Source organism: Pseudomonas sp. PDM28 (genome assembly GCF_019219115.1).
Lineage (GTDB): Bacteria > Pseudomonadota > Gammaproteobacteria > Pseudomonadales > Pseudomonadaceae > Aquipseudomonas > Aquipseudomonas laurylsulfatiphila.
On the sequence record NZ_JAHUWG010000011.1, the window covers coordinates 40,914 to 67,300 of the forward strand.

Annotated in this window: 22 protein-coding genes and 1 pseudogene; 7 read left to right on the forward strand and 16 right to left on the reverse strand. The window is 59.9% G+C overall.

The window, feature by feature from the left end; translation table 11 throughout:
* Window positions 1–35: 35 nt before the first annotated feature.
* On the forward strand, window positions 36–911 hold the full coding sequence (locus tag KW841_RS23950) for a helix-turn-helix domain-containing protein (protein ID WP_218480051.1): 876 nt from the start codon (window positions 36–38) through the stop codon (window positions 909–911).
* A 70-nt stretch (window positions 912–981) separates the two neighbouring features.
* Here the strand turns inward: KW841_RS23950 and KW841_RS23955 are convergent, their stop codons facing one another.
* From KW841_RS23955 to KW841_RS23975, 5 genes are all read right to left on the reverse strand, one after another.
* Window positions 982–3,411, reverse strand: a complete 2,430-nt coding sequence (locus tag KW841_RS23955) for a TonB-dependent receptor (protein WP_218480052.1) — start codon at window positions 3,409–3,411, stop codon at window positions 982–984.
* 239 nt (window positions 3,412–3,650) lie between these two features.
* A complete protein-coding gene (locus KW841_RS23960; protein ID WP_218480053.1) occupies window positions 3,651–4,640 on the reverse strand; it encodes a FecR family protein in 990 nt (329 codons plus the stop codon).
* Window positions 4,637–5,209, reverse strand: coding sequence for an RNA polymerase sigma factor (locus KW841_RS23965; protein ID WP_218480054.1), 573 nt, complete (start codon window positions 5,207–5,209; stop codon window positions 4,637–4,639). The genes KW841_RS23960 and KW841_RS23965 overlap by 4 nt, the downstream gene beginning before the upstream one ends.
* Window positions 5,210–5,459: 250 nt before the next feature.
* Window positions 5,460–5,867, reverse strand: coding sequence for an HPF/RaiA family ribosome-associated protein (locus KW841_RS23970; protein ID WP_007970346.1), 408 nt, complete (start codon window positions 5,865–5,867; stop codon window positions 5,460–5,462).
* A 214-nt stretch (window positions 5,868–6,081) separates the two neighbouring features.
* On the reverse strand, window positions 6,082–7,029 hold the full coding sequence (locus KW841_RS23975) for a LysR substrate-binding domain-containing protein (RefSeq protein ID WP_007970343.1): 948 nt from the start codon (window positions 7,027–7,029) through the stop codon (window positions 6,082–6,084).
* A 135-nt stretch (window positions 7,030–7,164) separates the two neighbouring features.
* Between KW841_RS23975 and KW841_RS23980 the strand changes: the two genes are divergently transcribed.
* On the forward strand, window positions 7,165–8,541 hold the full coding sequence (locus tag KW841_RS23980) for an L-serine ammonia-lyase (protein ID WP_218480055.1): 1,377 nt from the start codon (window positions 7,165–7,167) through the stop codon (window positions 8,539–8,541).
* Window positions 8,542–8,851: 310 nt separating this feature from the next.
* Window positions 8,852–9,169 (forward strand): DUF3509 domain-containing protein, encoded by a 318-nt coding sequence (locus KW841_RS23985; protein ID WP_104450985.1) that lies wholly within the window; start codon window positions 8,852–8,854, stop codon window positions 9,167–9,169.
* On the opposite strand, the gene KW841_RS23990 is transcribed toward KW841_RS23985, so the two are convergent.
* Window positions 9,166–9,666: a phosphate-starvation-inducible protein PsiE gene (locus KW841_RS23990; protein WP_007970338.1), complete on the reverse strand. Its 501-nt coding sequence runs from the start codon at window positions 9,664–9,666 to the stop codon at window positions 9,166–9,168. The genes KW841_RS23985 and KW841_RS23990 overlap by 4 nt on opposite strands.
* 276 nt (window positions 9,667–9,942) lie before the next feature.
* On the opposite strand from KW841_RS23990, the pseudogene KW841_RS23995 reads away from it, so the two are divergent.
* A pseudogene (locus tag KW841_RS23995) lies at window positions 9,943–10,182 on the forward strand (YebG family protein); the annotation flags it as partial.
* 182 nt (window positions 10,183–10,364) lie between these two features.
* On the opposite strand, the gene KW841_RS24000 reads toward KW841_RS23995, so the two are convergent.
* Window positions 10,365–11,384 carry a Glu/Leu/Phe/Val dehydrogenase dimerization domain-containing protein gene (locus tag KW841_RS24000; RefSeq protein ID WP_007970336.1) on the reverse strand — a complete coding sequence of 340 codons (1,020 nt, stop codon included), beginning with the start codon at window positions 11,382–11,384 and terminating at the stop codon, window positions 10,365–10,367.
* 183 nt (window positions 11,385–11,567) lie between these two features.
* On the opposite strand from KW841_RS24000, the gene KW841_RS24005 reads away from it, so the two are divergent.
* Window positions 11,568–12,371, forward strand: a complete 804-nt coding sequence (locus KW841_RS24005; RefSeq protein WP_218480057.1) for a SirB1 family protein — start codon at window positions 11,568–11,570, stop codon at window positions 12,369–12,371.
* A gap of 117 nt (window positions 12,372–12,488) precedes the next feature.
* Here the strand turns inward: KW841_RS24005 and maiA are convergent, their stop codons facing one another.
* Genes maiA through hmgA form a run of 3 tightly spaced genes read right to left on the reverse strand, consistent with a single transcriptional unit; the run spans window position 12,489 to window position 15,749 of the window.
* On the reverse strand, window positions 12,489–13,124 hold the full coding sequence (maiA, locus tag KW841_RS24010; protein WP_218480058.1) for a maleylacetoacetate isomerase: 636 nt from the start codon (window positions 13,122–13,124) through the stop codon (window positions 12,489–12,491).
* Between the two features lie 12 nt (window positions 13,125–13,136).
* Window positions 13,137–14,441 (reverse strand): fumarylacetoacetase, encoded by a 1,305-nt coding sequence (fahA, locus tag KW841_RS24015; protein ID WP_218480059.1) that lies wholly within the window; start codon window positions 14,439–14,441, stop codon window positions 13,137–13,139.
* Window positions 14,442–14,444: 3 nt separating this feature from the next.
* The gene (hmgA, locus tag KW841_RS24020) at window positions 14,445–15,749 is read right to left on the reverse strand and encodes a homogentisate 1,2-dioxygenase (protein WP_218480060.1); all 1,305 of its coding nucleotides are present in this window, start codon (window positions 15,747–15,749) and stop codon (window positions 14,445–14,447) included.
* 163 nt (window positions 15,750–15,912) lie between these two features.
* On the opposite strand from hmgA, the gene KW841_RS24025 reads away from it, so the two are divergent.
* Window positions 15,913–16,710, forward strand: a complete 798-nt coding sequence (locus KW841_RS24025; protein WP_218480061.1) for an IclR family transcriptional regulator — start codon at window positions 15,913–15,915, stop codon at window positions 16,708–16,710.
* A 60-nt stretch (window positions 16,711–16,770) separates the two neighbouring features.
* Here the strand turns inward: KW841_RS24025 and KW841_RS24030 are convergent, their stop codons facing one another.
* The 5 genes from KW841_RS24030 to KW841_RS24050 all read right to left on the reverse strand — a co-directional run bounded on the left by KW841_RS24030 (window position 16,771) and on the right by KW841_RS24050 (window position 23,882).
* Window positions 16,771–17,082: a hypothetical protein gene (locus tag KW841_RS24030; RefSeq protein WP_218480062.1), complete on the reverse strand. Its 312-nt coding sequence runs from the start codon at window positions 17,080–17,082 to the stop codon at window positions 16,771–16,773.
* Window positions 17,083–17,146: 64 nt separating this feature from the next.
* Window positions 17,147–17,836, reverse strand: a complete 690-nt coding sequence (locus tag KW841_RS24035; RefSeq protein ID WP_218480063.1) for a hypothetical protein — start codon at window positions 17,834–17,836, stop codon at window positions 17,147–17,149.
* 169 nt (window positions 17,837–18,005) lie between these two features.
* Window positions 18,006–20,552, reverse strand: coding sequence for a LuxR C-terminal-related transcriptional regulator (locus tag KW841_RS24040; protein ID WP_218480064.1), 2,547 nt, complete (start codon window positions 20,550–20,552; stop codon window positions 18,006–18,008).
* Between the two features lie 142 nt (window positions 20,553–20,694).
* Window positions 20,695–22,065, reverse strand: a complete 1,371-nt coding sequence (locus tag KW841_RS24045) for a DUF1329 domain-containing protein (RefSeq protein ID WP_218480065.1) — start codon at window positions 22,063–22,065, stop codon at window positions 20,695–20,697.
* Window positions 22,066–22,088: 23 nt separating this feature from the next.
* Entirely contained in the window at window positions 22,089–23,882 is a 1,794-nt protein-coding gene (locus KW841_RS24050) for a DUF1302 domain-containing protein (RefSeq protein ID WP_104450975.1), read from the reverse strand.
* A 639-nt stretch (window positions 23,883–24,521) separates the two neighbouring features.
* On the opposite strand from KW841_RS24050, the gene KW841_RS24055 reads away from it, so the two are divergent.
* Window positions 24,522–25,292 carry an N-acetylmuramoyl-L-alanine amidase gene (locus tag KW841_RS24055; RefSeq protein ID WP_218480190.1) on the forward strand — a complete coding sequence of 257 codons (771 nt, stop codon included), beginning with the start codon at window positions 24,522–24,524 and terminating at the stop codon, window positions 25,290–25,292.
* A gap of 74 nt (window positions 25,293–25,366) precedes the next feature.
* Here KW841_RS24055 and KW841_RS24060 read toward each other — a convergent pair whose 3' ends face one another.
* Window positions 25,367–26,278, reverse strand: a complete 912-nt coding sequence (locus KW841_RS24060; RefSeq protein WP_218480066.1) for an SDR family oxidoreductase — start codon at window positions 26,276–26,278, stop codon at window positions 25,367–25,369.
* Between the last annotated feature and the right edge of the window lie 109 nt (window positions 26,279–26,387).

Consider the following 26,387-nt stretch of genomic DNA (forward strand, 5'->3'; position numbering starts at 1 on the left):
AGGGCGTTGGATGCTGGTGTTAGAGAGCAACGATCATGGCTGCACTGGATACCCTACAAGTCTTTCAAGCCCTCAACAGCTCGCCGAATGCTCGTCTGGAGCACAGCGCCGAACTGGGTGACGGCATGTCTGCCGCTTTGTGGAGCAATCACCACGACGCCCGGGAATACGAGGCGCCCAGCCACCACACATTGTCCTGTTACATAGCCGGCGGCACCGGCACCTTCCGTCGCGGTCAGCCCGGCAACAAGGGCGGCCCGGACAAACTGTGCATCCTGCCGGCCGACCACCAGTCAGGCTGGGTGATCAACGGCGACATCCGTCTGGCACACCTGTACTTCAGCCCCGAACAATTTGCCCTCGGCTGCGTCACCCTGCTTGATCGCGAACCACGGGAAATGCAGCTGCGCGAGCAGACCTTTCTCGATGACCCGCAGCAGGCGCTGCGCTTTCGGCAGTTGATCCGCTTGAACTGGGACGAGCCGGGCGAGCGTCTGCTGACCAGCAGCCTGGCCCACGAACTGCTCAGCCATGCCCTGCTCAGCCAGGTCAACGCCCGGCAAGGCCTGCGCCTCAAAGGTGGATTGGCCGCGCATCAGCGCCGGCATCTGGTGGAATACATCGACAGCCATCTGGACCAGGCCATCAGCCTTGGTCAGTTGGCGGCGTTGTGCGCGTTGTCGGAGTACCACTTCGCGCGGATGTTCCGCGAGAGCCTCGGCTTGCCGCCCCACCAGTACCTGCTGGCGCGGCGCCTGAACCGGGCGCGGGAATTGCTGCGCACGACCTCGCAGCCACTGGGGGAGATTGCGCTGGCTTGCGGCTTCTCCAGTGCCAGCCACTTCACCAACCGCTTTCGCCAGGCTTTGGGCGCAACACCCGGGGAGTATCGACAGGCGTTTTTGCGCTAAGTCCGATTATTTATCGCCTGTACTGCCGCCATCGCGGGCAAGCCCGCTCCCACAGGTTCAGTGACTGTCGTCAGAACTCCAGGGTGCTGGACAGCGTCACCTGCCGCGAATCGCCCATGGACACAAAGAACCGGCTCGCCGCCGAGGTGTAGTAGGTGCGGTCGAACAGGTTCTTCACGTTGAGCTGGAACTTGACCCTCTGCCCGTCGACCTGGGTGTCGTAGGTGGCGAACGCATCGGCCACGGTGTAGCTCGGCAAGTCGAAATCGTTCACCGCGTTGCCCGCGCGCTCCCCCACATAACGCGCCCCGGCGCCGACCCGCAGCTGATCACCGCCAATGACGGTGCCGAAGTCATAGACCGCCGACAACGAGCCGCTGTTCTTCGCCACATTTTGCAGTTGATTACCCTTGTAAACCGGGTCTTCGGTGACTTCGGCATCGGTGTAGGCGTAACTGCCGATCATGCTCCAGCGATCGGTGAGCTGCCCGCTCAAGTCCACTTCCAGGCCACGGGAGCGCACTTCGCCGGCGGCGCTGTAGATCGTGGTCGGGCCTTCGGCGTTGGCCACCAGCACATTGCGCTTCTTGATGTCGAACAACGCGATGTTGCCGGTGACGCGGCCCGGCAGATCAAGCTTGGCCCCCAACTCCCAGGACTTGGCTTCTTCCGGCGCGATGCCGCCGTCAAGCACGGTACTGCTGCCGCTCAACGGTGCGATGGTCGAGTTGGGTTTGAACGATTCTGTGTAGCTGCCGTAGAACGACAAGGTATCGGTGTACTTGTACACAAGGCCCGCGCGCGGCACCCATTTCTGCCCGTTGCTGTCGGTGTTGGCGTGGAACGGCACGCCTTTGCCGGCGTACTGGTCGTACATCTGGAAACGCGCGCCGGCCACCAGAATCCATTGCTCGTTGAGGTGGATGGAATCCTGCAGGAAGGCCGAATCGCTGCGCAGCTCATCGGTCTGCGCGCTGTCGGGAGCGCTGACAGTGGTGCCCGCTACTTCCTGGCCATAGATCGGGTTCACGTAGCTGAAGTTGGTACGGCTTTTCTGGCGGATCAGGTCTTCGCGATAGATCTTGCGGTATTCGTCGTCGATGCCGAACAGCAGGTCGTGCTGCAGGCCGAGCACATTCACATTGCCTTCGAGGCTGACGGTGGTGAATCGGTCGGTGCTGATCGCGTTCTGCGTGCCGTCCATGCTGCGGGTCAGGGTGCCTTTTTTGGTGTCGATGGCGGTCACGCGCACCTGGCTGGCGTCGTAGGTTTCGCGGTTCCAGCTGTAGCCGAAATGGGCTTTCCAGTTGTCATTGAGTTCGTGATCGGCCTCGAAATGATAGAGATCCGAACGCCCTTCCATGTTGTTGAACGGCTCGTCGAGACGCTCGTTGCGCGAGATGTCCAGCGGGTGGTTGGTCCGTGGGTCGATCAGCGTGCCACGGTCGAACGGCGTGAGGAATTCGCGGTGCTCATAGGCGAACAGCAGCTTGGTGCTTTCGCCGTACCAGGCCAGCGACGGCGCAATCAGGCTTTCACGATGCACGCCGAAGTTGCGCCAGTAATCTTCGTCTTCGTAGTCCAGCACCATGCGGTAGGCCAGCCCGGAATCGCCGAGGGCGCCGGTGCTGTCGAAAGTGCCGCCGCTGCCGTTCTTGCCGTCGCCATAGCTCGAACCGCGCGCGGTCAGTGCGTTGAATTGCTCAAGTTCGGGCTTCTTGCTGACCATGTTGACCACGCCACCCGGATCCTGGATGCCGTAGAGCAACGACGCCGGCCCCTTGAGCACTTCGACCCGATCCACACTGGCGTTGAGGCCACGGCCCTGCACGATCGGCATGCCGTCGCGCATAATCGAGCCGTTACGGTTGTCGCCAAAACCGCGAACCATCACCGAGTCCTGGGTGCTGCCCAGGGTATTGGCCTGGGTGATGCCGCTGACGTTGGCCAGGGCGTCATCGAGATTGCGCGGTGCCTGATCGCGGATCACCTGGGCGGGGACGACATTGATGGTCTGCGGGATGTCCTGAATCGGGGCCGAAGAGCGCATCACCGAAGAGGTCGGTGGCGGCTGGTAGCTCATGGACTCATCCATCACCGAGGTGATAGTGGTCGCGCCCAGTGTCAACGCACCTTCAGTCAGCCGCGGTTCCAGCGCCATGGTATGGCCGTCGGTGCGGCGGAACGTCAATCCCGAGCCGGTGAGCAGACGTTGCAGGGCTTGTTCGGCGCTCATCTGGCCATTGACCGCCGGCGCATTGAGGCCGTACGGCGCTTCATCGGTATAGACGACGCTGATGCCGGTTACCCGGCTGAAATCACTCAGTGCCTGGGGCAACGGTTTGGCGGCCAGCGAGAAACTGAACTGCGCACGCGGCTGAGTGCTGCCCGTCTCTGCGGCCAGCACCAGGCCAAGCGGCAACAACGCCGATGCTGAAAAGCTCAACGCAGACACACCCAACCATTGTTTGACCGAACCCGATTTTGCCCTGGACTTCATGACTCATGACCTGTGTAGAACCGCAACGGATGCGAATGACTCGCAGTTTCAGTCACTACACGGATGACGATCGGGTTTACCTCACAACAATTTGAAAATATTTTTTATTCAGGGTGATGTGGTGTTTGAACTGGCCTCTTCGCGAGCAGGCTCGCTCCCACAGGGTTGTGTGTTGTCCTAATAGTGTGACCGACTCAGTACCTGTGGGAGCGGGCTTGCCCGCGAAGAGGCCGCAAGCTTCAACGCAAAATAATCAGATGCCCCAACACCTGATGCTGCTCAAACCCCAACACCCCCTGCAAAGAACTCAACACCGCCTGCGGGTTCCTGCTCGGGAAGCTACCACTGACCCGGCGTGCCGCCAGTTCATCGTTGAGCAACACGATCCGTCCGGGGTAATAGCGCCCCAGATCCCGCACCACATCGGCCAGCGTCGCCTTGTAGTAATTGAGCCAGCCCTGGCGCCAGGCCAACTGCGCTTCGCTGTCCACCGCGTGGAGCTTTTGCGCCGTGCCATCGCCGTAGGCAACTTGCTGGCCGGCGGTGAGGATTTGCTGTTCGGCATCCTGGTCCGCCGTCACGCCGACTCGCCCGGACAGCACCGTGACCTGTGCACCGTGGGGTTGCAAACGGACTTCGAACTGCGTGCCCAGGACGCGCGCCCGGCCTTTCTCGGCGTCCACCACAAACGGCTCACCGGTGTGTGTAACACTGAAAAACCCGGCGCCGCGACGCAGTTGCACATGCCGCTCGCCGCGACTGAAATCCACGGCGATGGCACTGTCGGCATCCAGTGTCACCTGTGACTGATCGGCCAGAGTGACGGTGCGGATTTCCCCCGGTGCCGAGACGAAGTCCGCACCCAAGTCATCGATCCAGCGCGAGGGCTGCCAGCCTGTACCGAGACTGACCATCAACAGCAGACACGCCGCCATCGCCAGCGCACCGGACCAGCGCCCGACCGTGCTGCGACGAGACTTGTCCATGGCGTCGAGATAGCTCTGCAAGGCCGGGGCATCTTCATCGGCCAGCGTGCGCGCCGGTCCTTCGCTCAGCTCCCACAAGACCTGCGCCCGGGCATAGGCCTCGGCATGGGCGGGATCGGCCTGCAACCAATGACTGAAAGTCGCCTGATCAGCACTGCTGGGCTGGTTATGCAACAGACTTAGCCAGGCCAGCGCTGCCTGTTCCTGAGCGGGGGTCGGGGTGACGCGTTCGAAGTGGTTCACGGTGCTTTCCCTGCCGTACGCGGTTCGGGTTCCCGAAGGCTGGCCTTGCAGGCTTCGAGGGCGCGCATCATATGTTTTTCCACGGCACTTTGGGACAAGCCCATGGCCTTGGCGATCTCGGCGTATTTACGGCCATGAATGCGATTGAGCAAAAAGATCTGCCGCGTGCGCTGCGGTAACGCGCGCAATGCGCTTTCGACGTGGCGCAGATCGTTGCCCGCCTCCAGCGCCGCTTGTGGTCCGCTGCCATGGCTGTCCGAAGATTCCACCAGCATGCCTTCGCTGGCCCGCACCCGGGTGCCTTCACTGCGCAAATGATCAATGGCGATGTTGCCGGCGCAGCGCAACAGGTAGGTACTGAGTTCCTCGACTTGCACCAACGGCCGCCGCCAGAAACGCAGGAACAAGTCCTGAACGAGGTCCGCCGCCGTCGCGCTGCAGCCGACACGCCGATTTACCAGCGCTTCCATTTGCGAACGCTGGGAGAGAAACACCTGGAGAAAATGCGCACGGTCGCCGCGCTGTTGATCACGCTCGATATCGTGGGGGTCGGGTGGGAGAGTCATCATTGTTCAAGTTTCGACCTGGAGACCGGGGAGACCACAACAGCGTCAGGGGGGCCGGCAAGGTCGCAATATTAATGATAAATATTCTCATATGCAAAAGAACGGGTGCTGCCCCTATCTCGCCCGTTGGTTCACCGCAAACCTGGCTGTCCCCACAGCCCATGCCAACGACCATGGAATCCAAAAGCCACCGAAACGAAAACGGGCCTGCAATGCAGGCCCGTTCTCATGGGAAGGTAAAAAGTGAATCAGGTCAGCCGTTAAGCGCCGCCTGTTCGTTTTCCAGAAACTCTTCTTCCAGCAGCTGGTCGGCATGGGCGCCACTCTCGATGGGCACCACATTTGCTCGTTTGCCGCGTAATTTACCGAACATATGCTCCAGCGCATGTTCAAGTTTGGTGGCTGCTCCGTCGATCGCCTGCTCCATGGTGGAGGCCTTATGGGTGACGGAAACCGGTTGATGGCCTTTTGGCCGCGCCTCCAGCTGGCAGCGCATGTCGTGGGGACCCGGCTTGTCGCCGTTCTCGTCCCGCAGGTGAACCTCGACGCGTGTCAGGTCCTCTTCGTAGCGTTCGAGCGTGCTCTCAATGGTCGTACGTACCCACTCCTCCAGTCGTTTACTGCCTTGAATATGGTTATCGCTATTGACTTGGATTTGCATAGTTCATCCCTTATTTCAGCTAGCTCGCGAGAGGCCGGTCAGCTAAGCCCTTGGGCGTCATCACCGTGACCTCTTGGTTACACAATCGGTCTGTACGCTGAACAATTCAACCCCTAAAAAAAGATAAATGTTCAATCGCAAAAAAAGCCGGACAACCGGTAAAAGCGCTGTTAAGGTCGGGAGTTGGGTCGCCCTGCTCTTGCGTAACAATTGCTCACATTTGCTGCTCCCCCAACGGGTGCAGGCTGCGAAAAACCCCCGCTTCCTCCACCAACCAATCGTGCACCGCGCGCACACCCGGATGGCTCAATGCCCCCGGCGCGTAAAGCAGCATGTAGCGCTTGTGATTGGGCACCGCCAGGCCAAACGGCACGATCAGCGCCCCACGTTCCAGCTCATCATTGAGCAGCGTTCGTCGGGCAATCGCCACGCCCATCCCGGCGATGGCCGCTTCGATGGTCAGGTGATTGCGATTGAAGGTATGCCCGCGTCGCACATCGGCCCCTTCGAAGCCGATGGCGTTGAGGTAAAACTCCCATTCCGCATATTCGTAGCTGCCGCGCCAGGCGGTGATGTCGTGCAACAACGGAAAGTGCATCAGGTCTGCCGGACCGTGCAGCGGCGGCCGCCCCCGTAGCAGGCTCGGCGCGCACACCGGAAAAATCTGTTCATCCAGCAAGGCTGTGGATAACAGGCCCGGGTAGCTGCCGTCGTTCAGGTCGATCGCCAGGTCGAAGTCGCCTTCATGCAACGGCACGCTGCTGTCCTCGGCCACCAGGCGCAACTGAATGTCCGGAAAACGCTGCTGCAAACGCGGCAGGCGCGGCGTCAGCCATTTGCTCAGGAACGACGGAATCGAACGCACCCGCAGAATCCCGCTAATCATGCCCGCATCCAGTCGCCGCAATTCCGCGTCGATACTGCCAAAGGCCTCGTTGACGGTAATGGCCAGGCGCTGGCCCTCGGCGCTCAGTTCCACGCCACGGGCACGGCGGTGAAACAGGCGAAAGCCCAGGCGCTCTTCCAACTGGCGGATCTGCTGGCTGACCGCCCCCGGCGTGATGTGCAGTTCTTCAGCGCAACGGGTAAACGACAGGTGCCGCGCGGCACAGGCAAACACGTTCAGCCAGACATAGGTCTGGGCATGTAATTGACGGCTCATCGTTTAGTCCTGCTAAAGGATGTCTTAGGAAATTTCGTTGGTCACGTAGGACCGTGGCGGGCAGTATCGCCGATATAGCGCTTGTCCTACAAAAATGGCGGCGATTCCTCTTCCATTGCTTGCATAGGCTTTAGCATGGCTATCAGTGTTTTCGATCTCTTCAAAGTCGGCATCGGCCCGTCCAGCTCCCATACCGTCGGTCCGATGCGCGCCGCCGCGACCTTCGCTCAACAACTGCTCGAACAGGGTTTTCTGACGGACGTGCGACGCGTGGAGATTCGCCTTTACGGCTCTCTGTCGGCGACCGGTGTCGGTCACGCGACGGACCGCGCCTGCATCATGGGCCTGATGGGCGAATGGCCCGACAGCATCGATCCCACCACCATCGACAGTCGCATTCACACCCTGCGCGAAACCGGGAAATTGCGTCTGGCAGGCGTTGCGGACATTGCCTTCGACTGGCGACGCGATCTCCTGCTGCTTGACGAGAGCCTGCCCTACCACCCCAATGCCATGTCCCTGACGGCATTCAGTGAAACCGGCGAGCTGTTCGAGCAAACCTATTACTCGGTGGGCGGCGGTTTCATCATCGAAGCGGCCGAAGCCGAGTCCGGGATCGCACCGGCCGGCGATGTGGTGCTGCCTTACGATTTCTCCAGCGCCGCCGAACTGCTCAAGCTGTGCAACAAACACGGGCTGCGGGTCAGTGAACTGATGATGGCCAACGAACGGGCATGGCGTGGGGATGCCGAGATCCGCGAGGGCCTGTTGCACATCTGGTCGGTGATGCGCGAATGCGTCGAGCAGGGCTTGCGTCACGAAGGCATCCTGCCCGGCGGCCTGAATGTTCCACGTCGAGCAGCGAAACTGCATCGCAGCCTGCAGGAAATCGGCAGGCCGAATGTCATCACCTCCACCTTGTCGGCGATGGAATGGGTCAACCTGTACGCCCTTGCCGTGAACGAAGAAAACGCGGCAGGCGGGCGCATGGTCACGGCGCCGACCAACGGCGCAGCGGGCATCATCCCGGCGGTGCTGCACTACTACATGAAATTCAATGCCGATGCGTCTGACGACGACGTGGTCGCGTTCTTCCTGGGTGCAGCCGCTGTTGGCATCCTGTGCAAGAAAAACGCATCGATCTCGGGGGCCGAAGTCGGTTGCCAGGGCGAAGTCGGTTCCGCCTGCGCCATGGCCGCCGCAGGCCTGGCAGAGGTACTGGGCGCCAGCCCGGAACAGTTGGAAAACGCCGCTGAAATCGGTCTGGAACACAACCTCGGCCTCACCTGCGACCCGGTGGGCGGACTGGTACAAGTGCCATGCATCGAACGCAATGCAATCGCCGCCGTGAAAGCCATCAACGCCACGCAAATGGCCCTGCGCGGCGACGGCAAACACTTCATTTCCCTGGACCGGGTGATCCGCACCATGCGCGATACCGGAGCCGACATGCACGACAAATACAAAGAGACGTCACGAGGCGGTCTGGCGGTGAACTGGGTGGAGTGCTGACCGTTTTGGTTGCACGCCCGCCGTTATTGCCCTGAAACGTGCAGAAAACGCGGTTCCCTGTAGGAGCGAGCTTGCTCGCGAAAAACCAGAAGGCACCGTGGGGTGTCTGGGTTTACGCGTTATCGTTGACGACCATCGCGAGCAGGCTCGCTCCTACAGAACCTGTTTTTTGTCCGACAATTTTTCCGGCATGGGCCTTGCTACTTCCCAGTTGGAACAATGATGGCGAGATGGCCGATGGTCTGGCGTTGCGAACCAACCTGATCACGGCCGGTCAACAACTGCACGTTCAATCAGGCGGTGACGCATCATGGACAACCCTTTCCAGCTCATTACCGATGCCTTTGCAGCGGATTACCAGATCAACCTGAGCATTCAGGGCCTGGACGGCAGCATCATGCTGACCCTTTCCAACAGTGGACGCGTGGTGGCCAAACGCATGATCAGCGCCGAACAACGCAATGACCCCCAACGCCTCAAGCGCCTGGTTCAAAGCATTCAATTCGGCATTGCCATCGAACAGGGCCACAGCGCCGTGGCCATCCTCGAAGCCATGACCACCGGCAGCGGACCGGCGTTGCCGCCCCCTCCTCTCAAAGGGCGGCTGCGTCCCACGCTCGGGCTCTAGATTTCGCCTTTCTCGACCTCTGGATGCTCACTGGAACCCGCGCCGGTCTTGCGTTGCGGGTTTTCGATCTTCACTGAGGGAAATTGCGACGAAGCGTAACGCACCACCAGAATCGCAAACGCCAACAGCAGGATCCCCCCGCACAGGTAAATGATCCCCAGGTCCGGCGGGTTGTGGTGCGAAACATTGGAAATCAGCAGCCGCGTCAGCGCGGTGATCGCCACGTAGATCAGGAAGCGCACGGGCATATGGTTGGTCTTGAAGTAAATCCCGACCATCGCCCCCAGCTCCAGGTAGATGAACAGCAGCAGGATGTCATCGATCTTGATGTGCCCCTCTTCGATCATCCCGAGAAACTCCATCACCGCTGCCCACGCGGTCACCGCACCGATGGCGAACAGCGCCAGGTAATGAAAGGTCTCGACGAACAGATTGCCCAGGGACTCGGCCAGTTCATGCACGCTCTGCCGCAGTTTTTCGGCCCAGTTGATTTTCACGATGATGCTTCCTTAGGTCGGCTCGACCGGATGATGCGGGTTGGACGTGACGGTTTTTCTGCATGCAGAAAAAAGGCCAGCCCATGATGGCGAGCTGCTCTGGATTGCGCGCCGTGGCGTTTGGTCGCACCTGTGCAGGACCTCGCCTGACAAATGCCGAAACCGGTCTACATTAAAAAGCCACTACCCAAAAGACAGGGTTTCGCTTATCCTTTAGCTGTATATAGATACAGTAGTCGAAACCGACAACCAATGTGAAGGCATGTGAGGTGGTGAATGGCCGTCGAAGTGGTATACCGCAGCAGCCGAGATCTGGAGCGCTTGTTCATGGATAAAGCCGAAGCTGACCGTCATGACAAAATGCTCGAACTGGCCGAATTGCTGGCTGAAGTGTTGCAAAAAGCCGTTCCGTCGCTGACCGAGCAGCAAGTGGAAGAAGCCGGGATCTACATGGCGAAGAATCGCGATGTGTTCGCCAAGGCGTTCAAGAGCCAGCCGGACGCCCTGTCCGAACTGCTTGCGGCACCTGTTGAAGTCGCCGAGCCGGTTGCAGTGCCCGCTCCTGTGGAAGAGGCAAACGCTGAGCCGGTTGCCCCGGCCAAGCCTGCCAAGGCCCCCAAAGCCGCCAAGTAAGCAAGGCCCAAATTGAACAGGCCCTGATTCCGATGGAGTCAGGGCCTTTTTCATGTCCGATCTTTTTATCGATAGAGCACCTTTTCCGCCAACTCGTCCGCCACCCGTGCCGGCGAACGTTTTTCCGCCTGGGCGTGGGCAAACACCTCGGTCAGGCGCGAGCTGATTTTCGACAGGTGTGCGGTGATGGTCGACAGTTCTTCGCCACGGTGCTTGAGCGACACATAGATCAGACCGCCGGCGTTGATCACGTAGTCCGGCGCATACAGGATGCCGCGACGTTCCAGTTGGTCGGCGACATCCAGATGCGTCAGTTGATTGTTCGCCGAGCCGGCCACTGCCGAGCAGCGCAGTTGCGTCACGCTGTGGCTGTTCAGCACCCCGCCCAACCCGCATGGCGCCAGAATATCGCAAGGCGTGCTGAGAAGTGCGTCGTTGGCAATGGGGTGAGCCCCGAGTTGTTCCATCGCCAGTTGTACCTTGCCGTGATCGATATCGCTGACCAGTAGTTCGGCCCCGGCGGCGTGCAGCTGTTCTGCCAGGGCATAACCGACGTTGCCCAGGCCTTGAATGGCGACGCGCAGGCCTTCAAGGTTATCGCTGCCCAGTCTCGCCATCGCAGTGGCGCGAATGCCGGTGAATACGCCCATCGCCGCGTGCGGCGCCGGGTCACCTGCCGAGGTGGTGCTGGTGACGTGTTGGGTCTGTTGGGCGATGCAATCCATGTCCGCCACTGAGGTGCCGCTGTCGATGGCCGTGATGTAGCGCCCGTCCAGTTGATTGATACAGCGCCCAAAGGCTTCGAACAGTGCGGCGCGGTTGGCCACATGAACGGGGCGAATGATCACCGCCACGCCGCCACCCTGGGCCAGGCCGGCCAGTGCCGCCTTGTAACTCATGCCTTGGGCAAGGCGCACCGCATCCTCGACCGCAGACTCGTCGCTGGGATAGGCAAGATAACGACAACCACCCAGGGCAGGCCCCAGTCGGCTGTTATGAATGGCAATGACCGCCTTCAACCCGGTGACCGGGTCAACGCTCAGATGCAGCGATTCAAGGCGAGTACTTTGCATGAGAGCGAACATCGTAAGGCTCCCGAATCACTTCTTGTAGACGCCAGTATAGGCTTGCGCCCGAAAATTGCAGAAGCGCACCGGAATAAGCGCGGCCGCGATGCAGGCTTTCGGAAATAACCGGAATTCGCGCTTGTACAGCACTGGACGAATGCCGGAGAGGGGACTAAAACGAGGCATTGCCCGGAGATTTTGATGACCCCGCGCCAATCGTTTTTCGCCTGCCTGCAACGTTCACCGCCCGCGCTGTTCGAGGCCGCGCTATGGATTGCGGTCGAGCATGACGGTGACGTGAAGCCCCAAGCGGTACTGGCCGATTTCCAGGAGTTGCAGCAACGGGTCAGCGGTGGCTTGCCGATGTTGCCGGTCAGTGAACTGGCCCAACCGCTATTGCGGCGCATGAACGACCTGGGCTTTGCCCAGGACGACTTCACACCTTTGCGCCCGCAAGTGGCACTGCTCGACAAGGTACTGGAACGCCGACGAGGGCAACCCTTGACGCTGGGGTTGATTGCGCTGGAGTTGGCCAGGGGCCTGGAGATCCCCATGGTCGGGGTCAACTTTCCCGGGCATTTCCTGCTGCGGGTGCCGGGCGCCGATCATTTGCTCGATCCCTGCGGCGGCCGCCGCCTTTATCCGAACGATTGCCGAGAGTTGTTGCAGCGCCAGTATGGCCCGAACATGAAGCTCAGCGCCGACCATCTGGTCACCGCCGAGCCGGTGCAGATGCTGCAACGGCTGTCGCGCAACCTGCGCCAGTTGTACCTCTCCCACGACGACTTCATCAATGCCCTGATCGACGCCGGGCGCGTCCTGGAACTGGGCAATGCCAGCACCGCCGACTATCTGGCCCGAGCCAGTCTGTACCAACGGCTGGACTGCCCGAACGCCGAGCGTTTTGACCTGGAGCACGCACTGCTGCTCACCGACGATCCCATCCAGCGGATTCGCCTCACGGAACGGCTGGGGCACCTGCCGCCGAATGCCATCGTTCATTGATCAAAAATCATTGTGGGAGCGAGCCTGCTCGCGAAGAGGGAGTGTCAGTCAAATCAATATGACTGACATACCGCTATCGCGAGCAAGCTCGCTCCCACATTGGGTCGGTGTGAACCGTTATGGCGTATCTGGCTGATTCGCCGGATGCGCCTGGATGAACGCCGGATGCGTCGCCGCCAATGCCGCCACTCGACGAATCCGAGGATAAGCCTCAAGAGAAACATTGAAACGCTCGGCCGCGTACAGCTGCGGGATCAAATAGACGTCCGCCAGCCCCGGCTCGGGGCCGAAGCAGTAACCGTCATCACCGATCAACTGCTCTACCGTGGCCAGGCCCTGACCGATCCAGTGCCCGATCCACTCCACCACCTGCGGTTCGTCGTGGCCCGACTGGCGCAGCCGATTGAGCACACTGACGTTGTGCAGCGGGTGCACATCGCAGCCGATCACTGCCGCCACGCCACGCTCATGTGCGCGGGTGGCGAGGTCCTTGGACAGCAGTGGCACCTGTGGATAACGTTCCTCCAGGTATTCGATGATCGCGGGAGACTGGATCAGCAACTCGCCCTCATTGGTACGCAAGGCCGGCACACGGCCCTGCGGGTTGATGCCCAGATAAGGTGGCTGTCGATGCTCGCCGCCCTGGGGTGCGATCAGGTTGACGGGCAGGGATTGATAATCCAGGCCCTTGAGCGCCAACGCGATACGCACCCGGTACGACGACGTCGAACGGTAGTAAGTATAGAGATCCATGCCCCGCTCCTCTCAGCGCGCCGGCAGTACTTTGCCGCGGCACTCACCGAAACCGATGGACGCGAAACCGTCACGACGGCAACGGCCGCGCAGGATGATTTCGTCACCGTCCTCAAGGAATTTACGCACCTCGCCCGAGGCCAGTTCGATCGGTTTTTTACCGCCCTCGGTGATTTCCAGCAGGCTGCCGAACTGACCGTTCTCCGGCCCCGACAAGGTGCCCGAACCGAACAGGTCACCGGCCTGCAATTGGCAGCCGTTGACGCTGTGGTGCGCAACCATTTGCGCCACGGTCCAGTACATGTGCTGTGTGTTGCTCAGGGTCAGGCGATGAGCCGGCAGGTTCTGCTCGCGCATGGCCTCGGTGAGCAGCAGCACTTCCAGTTCGATGTCGAACCCGCCAGCGGCCTGATCGCGTTTGTCGAGCAGGTACGGCAGTGGCTGCGGATCGCCTTGCGGACGCGCAGGCTGGGCACGACGGAACGGCTCCAGCGCTTCGGCGGTGACGACCCACGGCGAGATGCTGGTGATGAAGCTTTTCGACAGGAACGGCCCCAGTGGCTGGTATTCCCAGGCCTGGATGTCCCGTGCCGACCAGTCGTTGAGCAGGCAGAAACCGGCGATGTGATCGGCGGCGTCGCCGATGGCAATCGAGTCACCCATGTCGTTGCCCTGGCCGATCCAGATGCCCAGCTCCAGTTCGTAGTCCAGGCGCGCACAAGGGCCGAACGTCGGCTCGCTCTGACCGGCCGGCAACGTCTGGCCTTTCGGGCGGCGGACGTCGGTACCGGACGGGCGAATGGTCGACGCACGACCGTGGTAGCCGATCGGCACGTATTTGTAGTTCGGCAGCAAGGGGTTGTCGGGACGGAACAGTTTGCCGACGTTCTGCGCGTGCTCGATGCCGACGTAGAAGTCGGTGTAATCATTGATTTTTGCCGGCAGGTGCATTTCGCAATCCACCGCCAGAGGCAGCAGTTTTGCGCCCTGGGCTTCGATCTTGCCGCGCAGGGTGCTGCCCTCGGCGAACAGTTCCAGCAAACGCTCGCGCAACGCGACGCGAGCTTCACGCCCCAGTTCGAAGAAGGCATTCAACTGACCGCCAAGGGTCGCTTCGACCGCTGCTTTCGCAGCGCCATCGAACAACCCGGCCTCCAGGGCCGCCTGCAAATCAAAGATGTGTGAACCGATGGCCACGCCACTGCGCGGCGCCGAGCCGTTGAGGCTGAACACACCCAGCGGCAGGTTTTGCAGGGGGAAGTCCGCATGGTCGTTGGCGGATGCAACCCAGCTGCGAGTGATGGAAGTCTGCGTCATGGGTTATCTCCGGGTCGGGTCGAAAGTGGCGGGCAGCGTAGCCCAGCAGGCATCGTAAGTGTTTTGCAGTTGCGGGCAATCGAGGGCGAAACGGCTCGGGCGCAACACCTGGCTGGTCTCGAACATGAAGGCCATGGTGTTGTCGATTTTCGCCGGTTTGAGGTCCGCGTTGATCGCTTTGGTGCAAGTCTCTCCGTCGGGGCCATGGGCGCTCATGCAACTGTGCAAGGACGCACCGCCGGGCACAAAGCCTTCGGCCTTGGCGTCGTATTCGCCCTGGATCAAACCCATGAATTCGTTCATCAGGTTGCGATGGAACCAAGGTGGACGGAAGGTTTTCTCGGCCACCATCCAGCGCGGCGGAAAAATCACGAAGTCGAGGTTGGCCAGGCCATGGACGCTGGTCGGTGAGGTCAGCACGGTAAAGATCGACGGATCGGGGTGATCGAAACTGACGGTGCCGATGGTGTTGAAACGGCGCAGGTCATATTTGTACGGCACGTTGTTACCGTGCCAGGCGACCACGTTGAGCGGCGAATGATTGAGCTCGCACGCCCACAACTGGCCGAGGAATTTCTGCACCAGCGTGGTGGGTTGTTGCAGGTTCTCGTAGGCCGCCACCGGGGTCAAGAAGTCCCGCGGATTGGCCAGACCATTGCTGCCAATCGGCCCCAGGTCCGGCAGACGCAACGGCGCGCCATGGTTTTCGGCGACATAACCACGGGCCTGCGGATCGAGCAGCTCGATGCGGAATTTAAGACCGCGTGGCAGCACGGCGATTTCCAACGGTTCCAGTTCAAGCGCGCCCAGTTCGGTGGCAATGCGCAGGCGCCCCAGTTCAGGCACCAGCAACATCTCGCCGTCGGCGTTGAAGAACACCCGCTCCATGGAACGGTTCGCACGGTAGTTGTAGATGCTGATACCGGCCGGCTTTTCCGCGCCCGAGTTGGCGGCCATGCTCACCAGGCCGTCGATGAAGTCGGTCGGCTCGGCGGGAATGTCCAGCGGGTTCCAGCGCAGGCGGTTTGGGGTCACCTCACCCAGTGGGCCGCCAGCCAGTTGCCGGTCCAGCTTGACGAATGCCGGGTGATTGGCCGACGGCTGAATGCGGTACATCCACGTCCGCCGCGCCTCGCTGCGCGGCATGGTGAACGCCGTGCCGGAGAACAGCTCGGTGTATAGACCGTAAGGGGCTGTTTGCGGGGAGTTCTGGCCGACAGGCAGTGCGCCGGGCAAGGCTTCGCTGCTGAATTCGTTGCCGAAGCCTGACAGGTAGGCCAGCGCTGGCATCGTTGAATCGGGGTTCATGGAGCCTCCTGAACAGGGAGTCGGCAGTGGCCGCTCGCTCTGTTGCAGAGGTAGAGGCACGCCTGGGTTATTTTTATCGTAATCTGATTACGCATAACGTAATTTGATTGGTATTGACCGTCAAGCTATAAAGACGCCCATTCGTCCCGGGATCCCAGCCACCATGGAAAAAACCAGCGACAACAACGGTAAACAGAAAGTCCGCTCGGCCGAGGTGGGTACTGACATCCTCAAGGCTCTGGCCGAGTTGTCGCCTTCGACTTCTCTGTCGCGCCTGGCCGAACACGTGCAAATGCCAGCGAGCAAGGTCCACCGCTATTTGCAGGCGCTGATCGCCAGCGGGTTTGCCGAACAGAACGCAGCGACCAACCATTACGGCCTGGGCCGTGAAGCCTTGCGCGTGGGCTTGGCAGCACTCAACAGTATGGACGTGCTGAAAGTCGCCGCCCTGCCCCTGGCTGAGCTGCGCGATGACTTGAACGAAACCTGCTTTCTGGCGGTATGGGGCAATCAGGGCGCGACCGTGGTGCACATCGAACCGGCAGTGCGTGCGGTGACGGTGGTGACACAGCTGGGCTCGGTGCTGCCGCTGCTCAGCTCTTCGACGGGATTGGTTTTTGGTGCCTACCTGCCGAAACGCGAGACTGAGGATCTGCGCGTGCAGGAGTTGCAGTCCCACGCAGCCCATGTGCTGGCAGACGATCAGGCCTACGCGGCCCAGTGCGAACAGATCCGCGCACGCGGTTTGCACCATGTACATGGTTTGCTGCTGCCAGGGGTGGATGCCTTGTCGGCACCGGTGTTCAACGCGATGGGCAGAGTGGTTGCCGTGCTGACGGTGGTGGGGCCGACATCCTTGTTCCATGCCGATGAAAACGGGCCGGCGGCGCAACGCCTGTTATCCGCCAGCCGTGCGGTCAGTTGGCGCATGGGGTATGAAGCCGCCACCTCCGCAACCTGACTGCCACAGCTGTGCCAACCAAGCGGGGGGTTGGCACAACTGCTTTTATGAAAACACCAATCAGCTCAAAAAGTCCCGGGCAATGGCTGCACCCATTTCATTGAGCTCATCAATTTTTACACCATCGAATCGATATTCCTGGTCAAACGTATACGGTTCGGAAAAGATCCCCAAATCCTCACTGTCAAACTTTGGAACTTCCCCATCCTGCAACTTAAGATAAAACGCCGACACCAGTGACTCAGAGTAAATAACCGTCAAATCCTCAGCTGACACAACGGCATTTATATAGACCTTATCGACATCAATACCGCGACCACTGAGCCTTGCGTGCAGCTTGGCCCGAACCAATTCTTTTGTCAGTTGTTCCATATTCTAAAACTCCATAATTAATAATTATAACTTTTTTGCCATAGCCAGCGCTTTTACCAAATACTCAGACCAGAAAGTCCGGGGCGATTTCGATCACCAGGTCACTGACATCCTTGATTGTAAGCTGCGGATGCAAATCAGATTCCTGGGCACTGTAAGCGATCGTATAAACACCAATTCCCTCACCGTGATAGTAAGGAATTTCATTCTGTTGAAAACGAGCAAAGACATCTTCGGCCAGGCTTCGGGATTGAAGTATCTTTCTCTCGCCCGCTTCCGCGACAAAATGGGTCAAGTACAGGTTATCGATATTGATTTCCGGGAGTTGATACTTCAAGGCTGCGTGGACCGCTTCGATGCCGGATACTTTGATCGAACGTTTTGAAAGGTTGATTGAGGGTGCCTCGGTCAACCAACGGACAACATCAATTACGATGCGCTCAAACGCTATCAGGTCCAACCCTTCAACCCGGTGCTCCGATTCGAAAGAATACTGCCGATTGAAAATCCCGGTGATACCCTGGATATAATTAGGCAGTGTCTCTTTCTCAACCCACTCCAGTGTCTCATCGAATAACGTCCTTGATTCGCTGACGTCAGTGCCAACAATATCAACCAGCGTATTCAAATAGGTCTTGAACGGGTTAATCCCGAGTTCCCCCAAGCGCGAAACCAACAGCACTTCGACTGCGAAATCCGCGCGAATGCGCTTCAAAAGCGAAATCTTGCTGTAAGAAAAAAAACTGTCGTCCATACAGACTTCCTGTCTTGAATAGCCGAACATCCTGCTCGGCGAATCGAATCAATGTACTGACAGCACAACTAAATCCCAACCTGTCAGCGCCGACAATCATACTAATCAACACGATTATTTATGCACGCGACAGTATGTTTTAATTCATGTCCAGACTAAAAACCAACCCTTACAAAACTTGCATTATCAATCCCAACTTCTTCGCCATGGCAACTGCCTGCGTGCGTCGCTCCACACCCAACTTGTTGTGAATGCGCCGGGCATGGGTTTTCACCGTATGCAACGAAATGAACAGTTGTTCGGCGATTTGCTGATTGGAGTTGCCTTGGGCAATCAGGTCCAGTACTTCAAGCTCTCGCCCACTCAGCAAACTGACATCGGTGTCCCTGGCGACCACTGCCGCCGCTCCCTGTAGACGAGAGATCAGACTTGGCTGGCGCAAACTCAAATCACGCAATGCCTGTTGCCCATGACAACGCTTCACCAAGGCCAGGCCGGCCTCCAGTGCGGCATGAGCCATGTCCGGCTCGCCCGTCAGGTCCGCCACTTCGCAGATTGCCAATTGCAACTCCGTTTCCAGCGCCAGCATGGCCTGTTGTTGCGCCTGCTTGAGTAACACCTTGAGACGATCCAATGGATTTTGCGCCAATTGAAGTTGAGTCTCGGCCAACACCAACTGGTATTCGATACGCGCAATCAGTTGCAGCGTGGCGGGTGGTGCCTGGCGTGCATGGGCCCCGCGATAATGACGCAAGACTCGGGTCAGCGCTTCCCGGACCAACTCCGGGCGCCCTTGCTGCAGCCAGAAATGACTGCTGATTTGCAGCAGTACGCTGCGATACACCGTGTCGGGGATCTGCCGTTGCTGCATCAACCGTTCGGCTTCGCGCAGACGATCGAACGCATGGGCATAATCGCGCTGGTTGGCGGCCATCTGCGCTTGCCCGAGAAAGCCATACAGCACGTGCTTGTCCTGGCTTTGCAGGCAGTCCTCCAGGCCGGACTGGAAGAAACCGGCGGCCAGCTCATCTTGTCCCTGACAGAGGGCCAACCGTCCTCGCCGCAGGGCAATTCGCCCCAATAGCGGCGTCGGTCGATCAGCCTCTTGAGACAACAGCGCAACAGTATCAGCCAACAAGCTCTCGGCACGTCGGGGCGCTCCGCGCATCTCCAGCAACTGTGCGTGATCGAGTTCAAGCAGTCCTTCGAACAATAGCGAACCTTGGGCGCGCGCCAGGCACAACGCCTCACGATTGAACGCCTGTGCCACATCGAGTTCGGCGTTGAGCAACGCCTGCTGGGTCAGCCCTGACAAGCACAACACTCGCGCCGGCCAGGCATCGACGCCCAGCTCGGCCAGCGCATCGAGAAAGTGCGTCCGGGCCGCCTCCATACGGCCTTGCAAATGCAGCAGCCAGCCCTGTTGCGCCTGCCAGCGTGCCAGCAGTTGCCGTTGCTGCGCCTGCGTAGGCTGCGGGGCAAATCGTGCCAGTTGCTCAATGCACGCGGCGGCAGGATCGAAACGTCCGGCAAACAACAACGCCGCACTGACCAGCCCCACCACTTGCGGTGTAACAAGGGTCAGCTCAGCCTGTTGACGCTCGTGGAGTTTCAACAACAGACAGATATTTTCACGCCGGAACAAATGTTCGAGGCTGAAGTGCTGCAACAGACTGACCGCCACTTCGAACTCCTGCGCCAACAGCGCCTGCTCGAACGCACCTTGCCAGTCCTCTTCAGCGCTGAACCATTGGCACGCGCGGCGATGCCAGGATCGCCCGGCCGGGGTCGGCTCTTCAGCCATTGCCCGGGCCAGTGGCTCGAAGATCCGCAACCACTCGACGGAATCTTCCCAAGGCTCAATGAAGCAGCCCATGTCCTGCAACGCGTGCAGCCACTGCGCGCCCTCTCCCGCACCGAAAAGATGCTCGCACAAGCTGGCGTTGAAGCGTGGCAGATGAACCAACACCTGCCAGACCTCAACCAACTCCGGCGGCAAGGTGTTGAACAACTCGTGCTGCAGATAATCAAGCAACGTTGCCGAACGCCCCTGCTCACTCGACCACGGACAACCATTGAGTAACGCAATCCGCGCACCGGCGCACCAGCCACCGCTGCGCTCAACTACCCTCTTGGCAGTCTGGGTCGCCAGGGTCGGCTCGACATGACCGAGCAACTGCCCGACCTCGGCCTCGGTAAACGCCAGCGCCCGGCCTTCGCACTCGTACACTTCATCATCGAGCAGCAGCCGCGGCCAGTTGCAGGATGGTCGACGACGGGTACCCAGCCACCAGGTCAGCACCGGGTTGGCGACGGCCAACAGGCGATCGAGCATGCGGTCGAGTTCCGGGTTGGGTGCGCGGCAGTAATCATCCAGAAACAGCCAGGTCGGGGCCTGTAGTCGGGCCAGATGCGCCAGCAGCCCGGACTCATCCGCCGAGGGCAGATCCAGCGCTTGCGTCAGGCGCAACAGAAAATCGGCAGCACTCAACGACGCCCCCGCCAGCGGCAGCCAACAGACCCGACAGTGCTCCGGCGCCCGCAACAGGCACTCGGTGAGCAACGCGCTCTTGCCACTGCCAGGCGGTGCGCAAAGCAACTTCACCCTCGCGGTCGATACCAGCATGGGCTCGATCAACCGCTCGCGGGACAGATGATGGGACGACAGGCGGGGCACAAGGCCTGGGCGGTCCGGACAGTGCGTCATTGCAGTCATTGTGATGCGCCTTTTTTTATAATTCTGGCGCCACCCTAGACCCCTCCCGAGCGCTTGTTGAAGAAGTATTCAACACACTGATCGCCCCCTATAAAAAAGGTGACCGCAAAGTCACCCTTTTGTGTAGGAGCCTGTAGGAAACCTACCTGACCCCCGTGCTGCGCAAGGCAGCTGGCGTGTAGTCCCCTGCTTTTGCATCGATGTTGAACTCGAAGCTGCGTTTTTCTTCGTTCTTCATGCCCAATGCGATGTAGCGACCGGCAATCAGGTCATACAGCGCTTCGACGGTATAGGCCGGCACCTGGTGATCGTAGTAGAACTGGGCATGCCCTTCGGCGACGCGCCAAAGCTGTCCACGCCCGTCGTAGTGGTCGGCCAGCGCCACTTGCCAGCTGTCTTCGTCGATGTACATGTGGCGCTTGGCGTACACGTGCCGTTCGCTCGGCTTGACCGTGGCGACGACTTCCCAGACCCGGTGCAGCTCATAGCGAGTCAGGTCCTGGTTGATGTGCCCGGCCTTGATCACATCCGTGTACTTGAGGTCTGGCGAGTCGAGCTTGTAGCTGTTGTAGGGAATGTACATCTCCTTCTTGCCAATGAGCTTCCAGTCGTAGCGATCCGGCGCGCCGGAAAACATGTCGAAGTTGTCGGTGGTGCGCAGGCCATCGGATGAGGTGCCGACACCGTCATAGGCGACCTGTGGCGCACGCCGTACCCGACGCTGACCGGCGTTGTAGATCCAGGCCTTGCGCGGTTCCTTGACCTGATCGAGCGTCTCGTGAACCAGCAGCACGTTGCCCGCCAGCCGCGCCGGTGCGGTGACTTCCTGCTTGAAGTAGTTGAGGACGTTATCGTCGCTGCCCGGTTTCAGATCACTGAGCAACGACGGCACGGCGACTTCGTCCTTGAAGCGGATCACCGTGAAATCACCATTGGATTGCGGTGTCGCCTGGGTGATGGTGCGACGCAGATTGCCGCCGTGGTAACGGGTGACGTGGTTCCAGATCACTTCCACGCCATTCTTCGGAATCGGGAACGCGTAATAGCGATTGCCGGTGAAGTTGGCCAGACCGTTACCGTCGTTTATCGGTGTTACGTTCAGTGCACTGCGCTTGGCCGACTCATAGATTTCTGCCGGTAACGCCACGGTACGATGGCTAGGATAGACCGGAATCCTGTAAGTCTCGGGGTAGCGCTTGAACATCGCTATCTGGCCGTCGGAAAGCTTGTCCTTGTACTTGTCGACGGTCGCTGCGGTGATCACGAACAAGGGCTTTTCGTTGGCGAACGGGTCGGCCAGGAAACCCTTGCTGTCCACCGCGCCGGCGTTTTTCGGGATGCCACCGGTCCAGGCCGGAATCGAACCATCGGCATTGCCGGCCTTCTCGGCACCGAGTGGGGTCAGGCTGCTGCCAAGCTTGTTGGCTTCCTCCGGCGACACCGCGGCCATCACGTTGGCGGCCAGCAGACTCAGAGCCAGAACGGTGCCCAATTGCAGAATCATCTTGCGCATTGAATTCATCCTTTTCAGCCAGATCAGAAGTTCACACCAAAGCTCAACGCCACAAAGTCACGGTCGGTGAGGACGTTGTAGTCCCCGCCGAAAAAGTCGGTGTAGCTGAGGCTCGCGGTATAGGTGTTGCGATAGTCCGCATCGACACCGAGGCTGATGGCCTTGGCGCCTTCGTTGAACAGGCCGTTGGGGCCATAGCCGGAGACGTCGTGGGACCACGAGAGATTGGGCCTGACGTTGATCCCGGCGATGAGGTTGTTGTAGTCGAGGATGGCCCGAGCGCGATAACCCCACGAAGTCGAGGTCACGAAGCCGTCGGTATCGCCGTGGAAACCATACTGGCCATACACCGAGTCGCGGCCGTAGCGCAGTTTGCTGCGTGCTTCCAAACCACCGACCCGAACCACCGCCGCCTCACCCACCAACGTCAGGCGATCCGCACCGGCGACCTGATCGATGAAGTGCGTCAGGGTGCTCTGGATCTGCGTCACTTCCTTGCGGCGGTAACCTTTGTTGTCAGCCCCCGGTGACGTGGCGATCGGTGATGCCGCACCGCCTGCTATCGGATTGAGCATGGCCAGGGTCAGGTCATTGGTGTTGACTTGCACCGGGAGGTTGGGGCGGTAGCTGATTTCCCCGCTCCACGCAGTGCCGGTCGATAAGGTGGTGGCGAAGCTGGCGCCGTAGAGGCGGATGTCCTCCGGGTATTCGAGGTAATACTGGCCGCGACCGAGCATCACACTCTGGGCCAGGCCTGAACCGCTGCCGGGGGCGATTCGGTTGGCGGTGGCGACGATTCCCGGAAGGCTTGCCAGCGTACTGAGCCCGGCGGTGGTGGTCCCGACGTTGGGGCTGCGGCTGTGGTAGTTCATGAAGTACAGGCCGTACTCGGTGTCATCCCCCAGCCAGCGCAACGCCGTACCCCACTGTCCGGAGTCCCGGGCATCACGGTCACCGCCTCGGGGAACGATCACCCCCTCTTTGCTGACCTCGAAGCCCTGGCCAAAGGCAGCCGCAATCGGCTGCAAGGGTGCAATGGCCGGGCTGGCGACGGTGTAGCCCTTGTTGCAGCCATCGGCCACCACATCGACACCAAAGAAGGTGCCGCAGTTATCGACGACCGTCTGGTCCCATTCCAGTTGATAGAAGCCTTCCACGGTCAACTTTTCCGTCAGGCCCTGGGAGGCGAACAGCATGTTGACCGGGATCAGGCCCTCCTTGATCTCCGCTCCAGGGCGACGGAACGCGGACACGTCGACCGGATTGATGCTGTTGATCGAGTTGCCGATGAAGGTGCTCTCGCCCCAACTGACCACCTGCTTGCCGGCACGCACCGTGCCCGGTAAATCGGCGAGGGAGTAGTTGTGATAGACGAATGCGTCGAGGATTTGTCCGCCTGATGACTTGGCGCCTTCTTTGCGATTGTGATCGCTGATGTCCTTGAATGGGCGGCTCTCATCCTTGAGCTCGAAGTCGTACCAGTACTTGCCACGCACAAACGCGCCGGTGTCGCCGTACTTCAGTTCGAGGTCATGAATACCCTTGAAGATCTTCGAAAAGGTTTCGCCCTTCTTGAAGTTCAGGCGCCCGTCGTCACCGGTCGAAGACTGACCGGAACCGCCATTGACGGTGCCTACCAGGGCATCATCCGCATCCCGCATGCCCCAACTCGCGCCGACCGACAATGAGGAGTCGAACGTCCCCTCGATTTCCCCGATGCTGAACGAAATGGCCTGAGCCTGGGCACAGCAGCCCAATGCGACCGCGGCCGCCAGCGCCTGCGGTGTGAAGATGGCGCGCATTGTTGTTTTTGTCATGCGTCTTCCCCGGTGAGTGACAGAAGGCGTCACCCTACTGCCGGGGCACCGGGATCGATAAGCGCACCAAAGAGGTATTCGTGGTGTACCTCTAAAGGATGACTGGCACAGGGTCATCACCCGGACGTCGAGCAGCCGAATCCTCACTGTTGCCCGGGCTGCAACAGTGCATGTCGGGAATTGGTATTTTTCCTACAGCGCAGAGGGCTTATTCTTACCTGACTGCCACGGAGCCTGCACCGTGACTGAAAGATTTCAGATGCATCGAGGATTCGGTTCATCGCCCCCGTGTTCACTGACGTTGATTTGTAGCTCCTGATCCAACGTCTTACTTTGGCCGCTGCGTTTGCAGCGGCCTTTTTTATGGGCCTCATTTTCAGCGTGGGCAAGGTCCGCTGCAGGATCTGGCTTGTCGGGTCGCCGCATCGCAGCGATGGTCGCTAACGATAACGCGTATGAACCGGATAAACGCGGCGCACTTGAGTCCATCGCCAGCGAGCTGACTCCTACATTTCTTTCAGAAAGCACCTACAAACATAGGTAAACACCTATCGCACTCGGGCCATTAAGTTGACCAGCAAGTCGGCGAACAACCTTGAACTTCGTCCGGCTTCAAACTTACTTATTGCGAGTGCAACCATGAAGCCCATCAACTACAACCAGTATCGCTCAGCCAGAAGCTTCAACAGCCGAATACGCTTTCTGGTTCTTCACTACACCGCCACTAACTTTTCAAGTTCTGTCAGTGCCCTGACCGGCCCGAATGTCAGCGCGCACTATCTGATTCCGGATATCACTGACCCCAGTTACCTGAATGCCGGTTATTCCGGGCAGGAAGTGTTCAACCTGGTGGATGAAGGCCAACGCGCGTGGCACGCGGGCGTCAGTCAGTGGGGCAACCGCGGCAATTTGAATGACACGTCAATCGGCATTGAGGTGGTCAACCTGGCGACTGACAACAACGGCGAATTCACCTTCCCGCCGTATCACCCCGAGCAGATTGCTGCGATTGAACAACTGGCGCTGAACATCCTCCAGCGCTACCCGGATATCACGCCGACGCAGGTGTTGGGCCACTCCGATATTTCAATCGGCCGCAAAAGCGACCCGGGGCCGATGTTTCCCTGGCAGGCGCTGTACTTGAAAGGCGTCGGCGCCTGGTTCGATGAAGCCACTCGGGACCAGTATCTGAGCCAATACACCACATCAGGCGTTCCAGGCCGAAGCGAATTGCTGGGGCTGTTCAAGTCCTATGGATACGATGTTTCGGGCACCTCGACGGAGGGTGGTTTTCAACAGTTGGTGCGGGCATTCCAGATGCACTTTCGCCCGGAGAAATTCGACGGAAAAATGGATGCGCAGACAGCCGCCAATCTGAAGGCACTGGTATTCAAATACTTTTCCGGCTGATCGAGGGCAAACGATTTTCCAACCGATAAATGCAGCCACCGGCAAGGTCAGTCAATGTGACCTTGCCGGCAAGGTCAGAGCGAATACTTCTGCAAATTCCCCATCATTTCCTTCAGCGCTTCGATGTTGTCCTTCGGATGCGCCGCGCCTTCGAAGTCACAAATCTGCTGCCAGTTCGCCGCCACGTCTTCCGGTGAGAAGCCGGCCCGTGGATCGAACCCGACACCGAGGCTGCGCTCCCAGCGGACCTTGCCCATCCAGCCACCGCCGACCTCGAACAGACCGGAGGTTTCCTGGCAGTTCTCGCTGGCCAGGTACACCACCAGCGGGCTGACCAGTTCCGGCTTGAGCTGTTCGAAGACTTGCGGCGGGATCAGGCCTTCGGTCATGCGCGTGCCCCCGGTGGGGGCGATAGCGTTGACCAGGATGTTGTTCTTGCGGCCTTCGATGGCCAGGGTGCGGGTCAGGCCATAGAGGCCGAGCTTGGCCATGCCGTAGTTGGACTGGCCGAAATTGCCATAGATACCCGAGGTCGACGCGGTGAAAATCACCCGGCCGTAGTTCTGCTCGCGCATGTGCGGCCAGGCGGCACGGGTGACTTTGTAGGCACCTTCGACGTGGACGCGGTAAACCAGATCCCAGTCGGCGTCTTCCATTTTGTGGAAAGTCTTGTCACGCAGGATCCCGGCGTTGTTGACCACCACGTCGACGCGACCGAAGACGTCCAGGGCGTGCTGGACCAGTTTGTCACCGTCAGTGACCGAATCGTGGTTGGCCTCGGCGATGCCGCCGGCCTCGCGAATGTCCGCTACCACGCGGGCGGCGGCCGAAGCGTTGGCGCCTTCGCCCTGGGTCGAGCCGCCCAGGTCGTTGACCAGAAGCCTGGCGCCCTGTTTGGCGAACAGCAGTGCATGCGCCCGCCCCAGGCCGCCACCGGCGCCGGTGATGATCACGACTTTATCTTCGAAGCGCACAGACTCATTCATGGGGGACTCCAGTAGGCCAAGGGACGATGAGTCGCAGTGTCCGGCACGGCGCAGCGGGTCACAATCAACACGGGGAAGGCTGAATGGTGCGCGATAAGGCTGGGGGATG

Bases quoted from the DNA above. Each gene is read 5' to 3' on its own strand.
- KW841_RS23950 (WP_218480051.1), top strand. From the start codon at position 36: ATGGCTGCACTGGATACCCTACAAGTCTTTCAAGCCCTCAACAGCTCG.
- KW841_RS23955 (WP_218480052.1), bottom strand. From the start codon at position 3,411: ATGAAGTCCAGGGCAAAATCGGGTTCGGTCAAACAATGGTTGGGTGTG.
- KW841_RS23965 (WP_218480054.1), bottom strand. From the start codon at position 5,209: ATGATGACTCTCCCACCCGACCCCCACGATATCGAGCGTGATCAACAG.
- KW841_RS23970 (WP_007970346.1), bottom strand. From the start codon at position 5,867: ATGCAAATCCAAGTCAATAGCGATAACCATATTCAAGGCAGTAAACGA.
- KW841_RS23975 (WP_007970343.1), bottom strand. From the start codon at position 7,029: ATGAGCCGTCAATTACATGCCCAGACCTATGTCTGGCTGAACGTGTTT.
- KW841_RS23980 (WP_218480055.1), top strand. From the start codon at position 7,165: ATGGCTATCAGTGTTTTCGATCTCTTCAAAGTCGGCATCGGCCCGTCC.
- KW841_RS23985 (WP_104450985.1), top strand. From the start codon at position 8,852: ATGGACAACCCTTTCCAGCTCATTACCGATGCCTTTGCAGCGGATTAC.
- KW841_RS24000 (WP_007970336.1), bottom strand. From the start codon at position 11,384: ATGTTCGCTCTCATGCAAAGTACTCGCCTTGAATCGCTGCATCTGAGC.
- KW841_RS24005 (WP_218480057.1), top strand. From the start codon at position 11,568: ATGACCCCGCGCCAATCGTTTTTCGCCTGCCTGCAACGTTCACCGCCC.
- maiA (WP_218480058.1), bottom strand. From the start codon at position 13,124: ATGGATCTCTATACTTACTACCGTTCGACGTCGTCGTACCGGGTGCGT.
- fahA (WP_218480059.1), bottom strand. From the start codon at position 14,441: ATGACGCAGACTTCCATCACTCGCAGCTGGGTTGCATCCGCCAACGAC.
- hmgA (WP_218480060.1), bottom strand. From the start codon at position 15,749: ATGAACCCCGATTCAACGATGCCAGCGCTGGCCTACCTGTCAGGCTTC.
- KW841_RS24025 (WP_218480061.1), top strand. From the start codon at position 15,913: ATGGAAAAAACCAGCGACAACAACGGTAAACAGAAAGTCCGCTCGGCC.
- KW841_RS24030 (WP_218480062.1), bottom strand. From the start codon at position 17,082: ATGGAACAACTGACAAAAGAATTGGTTCGGGCCAAGCTGCACGCAAGG.
- KW841_RS24035 (WP_218480063.1), bottom strand. From the start codon at position 17,836: ATGGACGACAGTTTTTTTTCTTACAGCAAGATTTCGCTTTTGAAGCGC.
- KW841_RS24040 (WP_218480064.1), bottom strand. From the start codon at position 20,552: ATGACTGCAATGACGCACTGTCCGGACCGCCCAGGCCTTGTGCCCCGC.
- KW841_RS24045 (WP_218480065.1), bottom strand. From the start codon at position 22,065: ATGCGCAAGATGATTCTGCAATTGGGCACCGTTCTGGCTCTGAGTCTG.
- KW841_RS24050 (WP_104450975.1), bottom strand. From the start codon at position 23,882: ATGACAAAAACAACAATGCGCGCCATCTTCACACCGCAGGCGCTGGCG.
- KW841_RS24055 (WP_218480190.1), top strand. From the start codon at position 24,522: ATGAAGCCCATCAACTACAACCAGTATCGCTCAGCCAGAAGCTTCAAC.
- KW841_RS24060 (WP_218480066.1), bottom strand. From the start codon at position 26,278: ATGAATGAGTCTGTGCGCTTCGAAGATAAAGTCGTGATCATCACCGGC.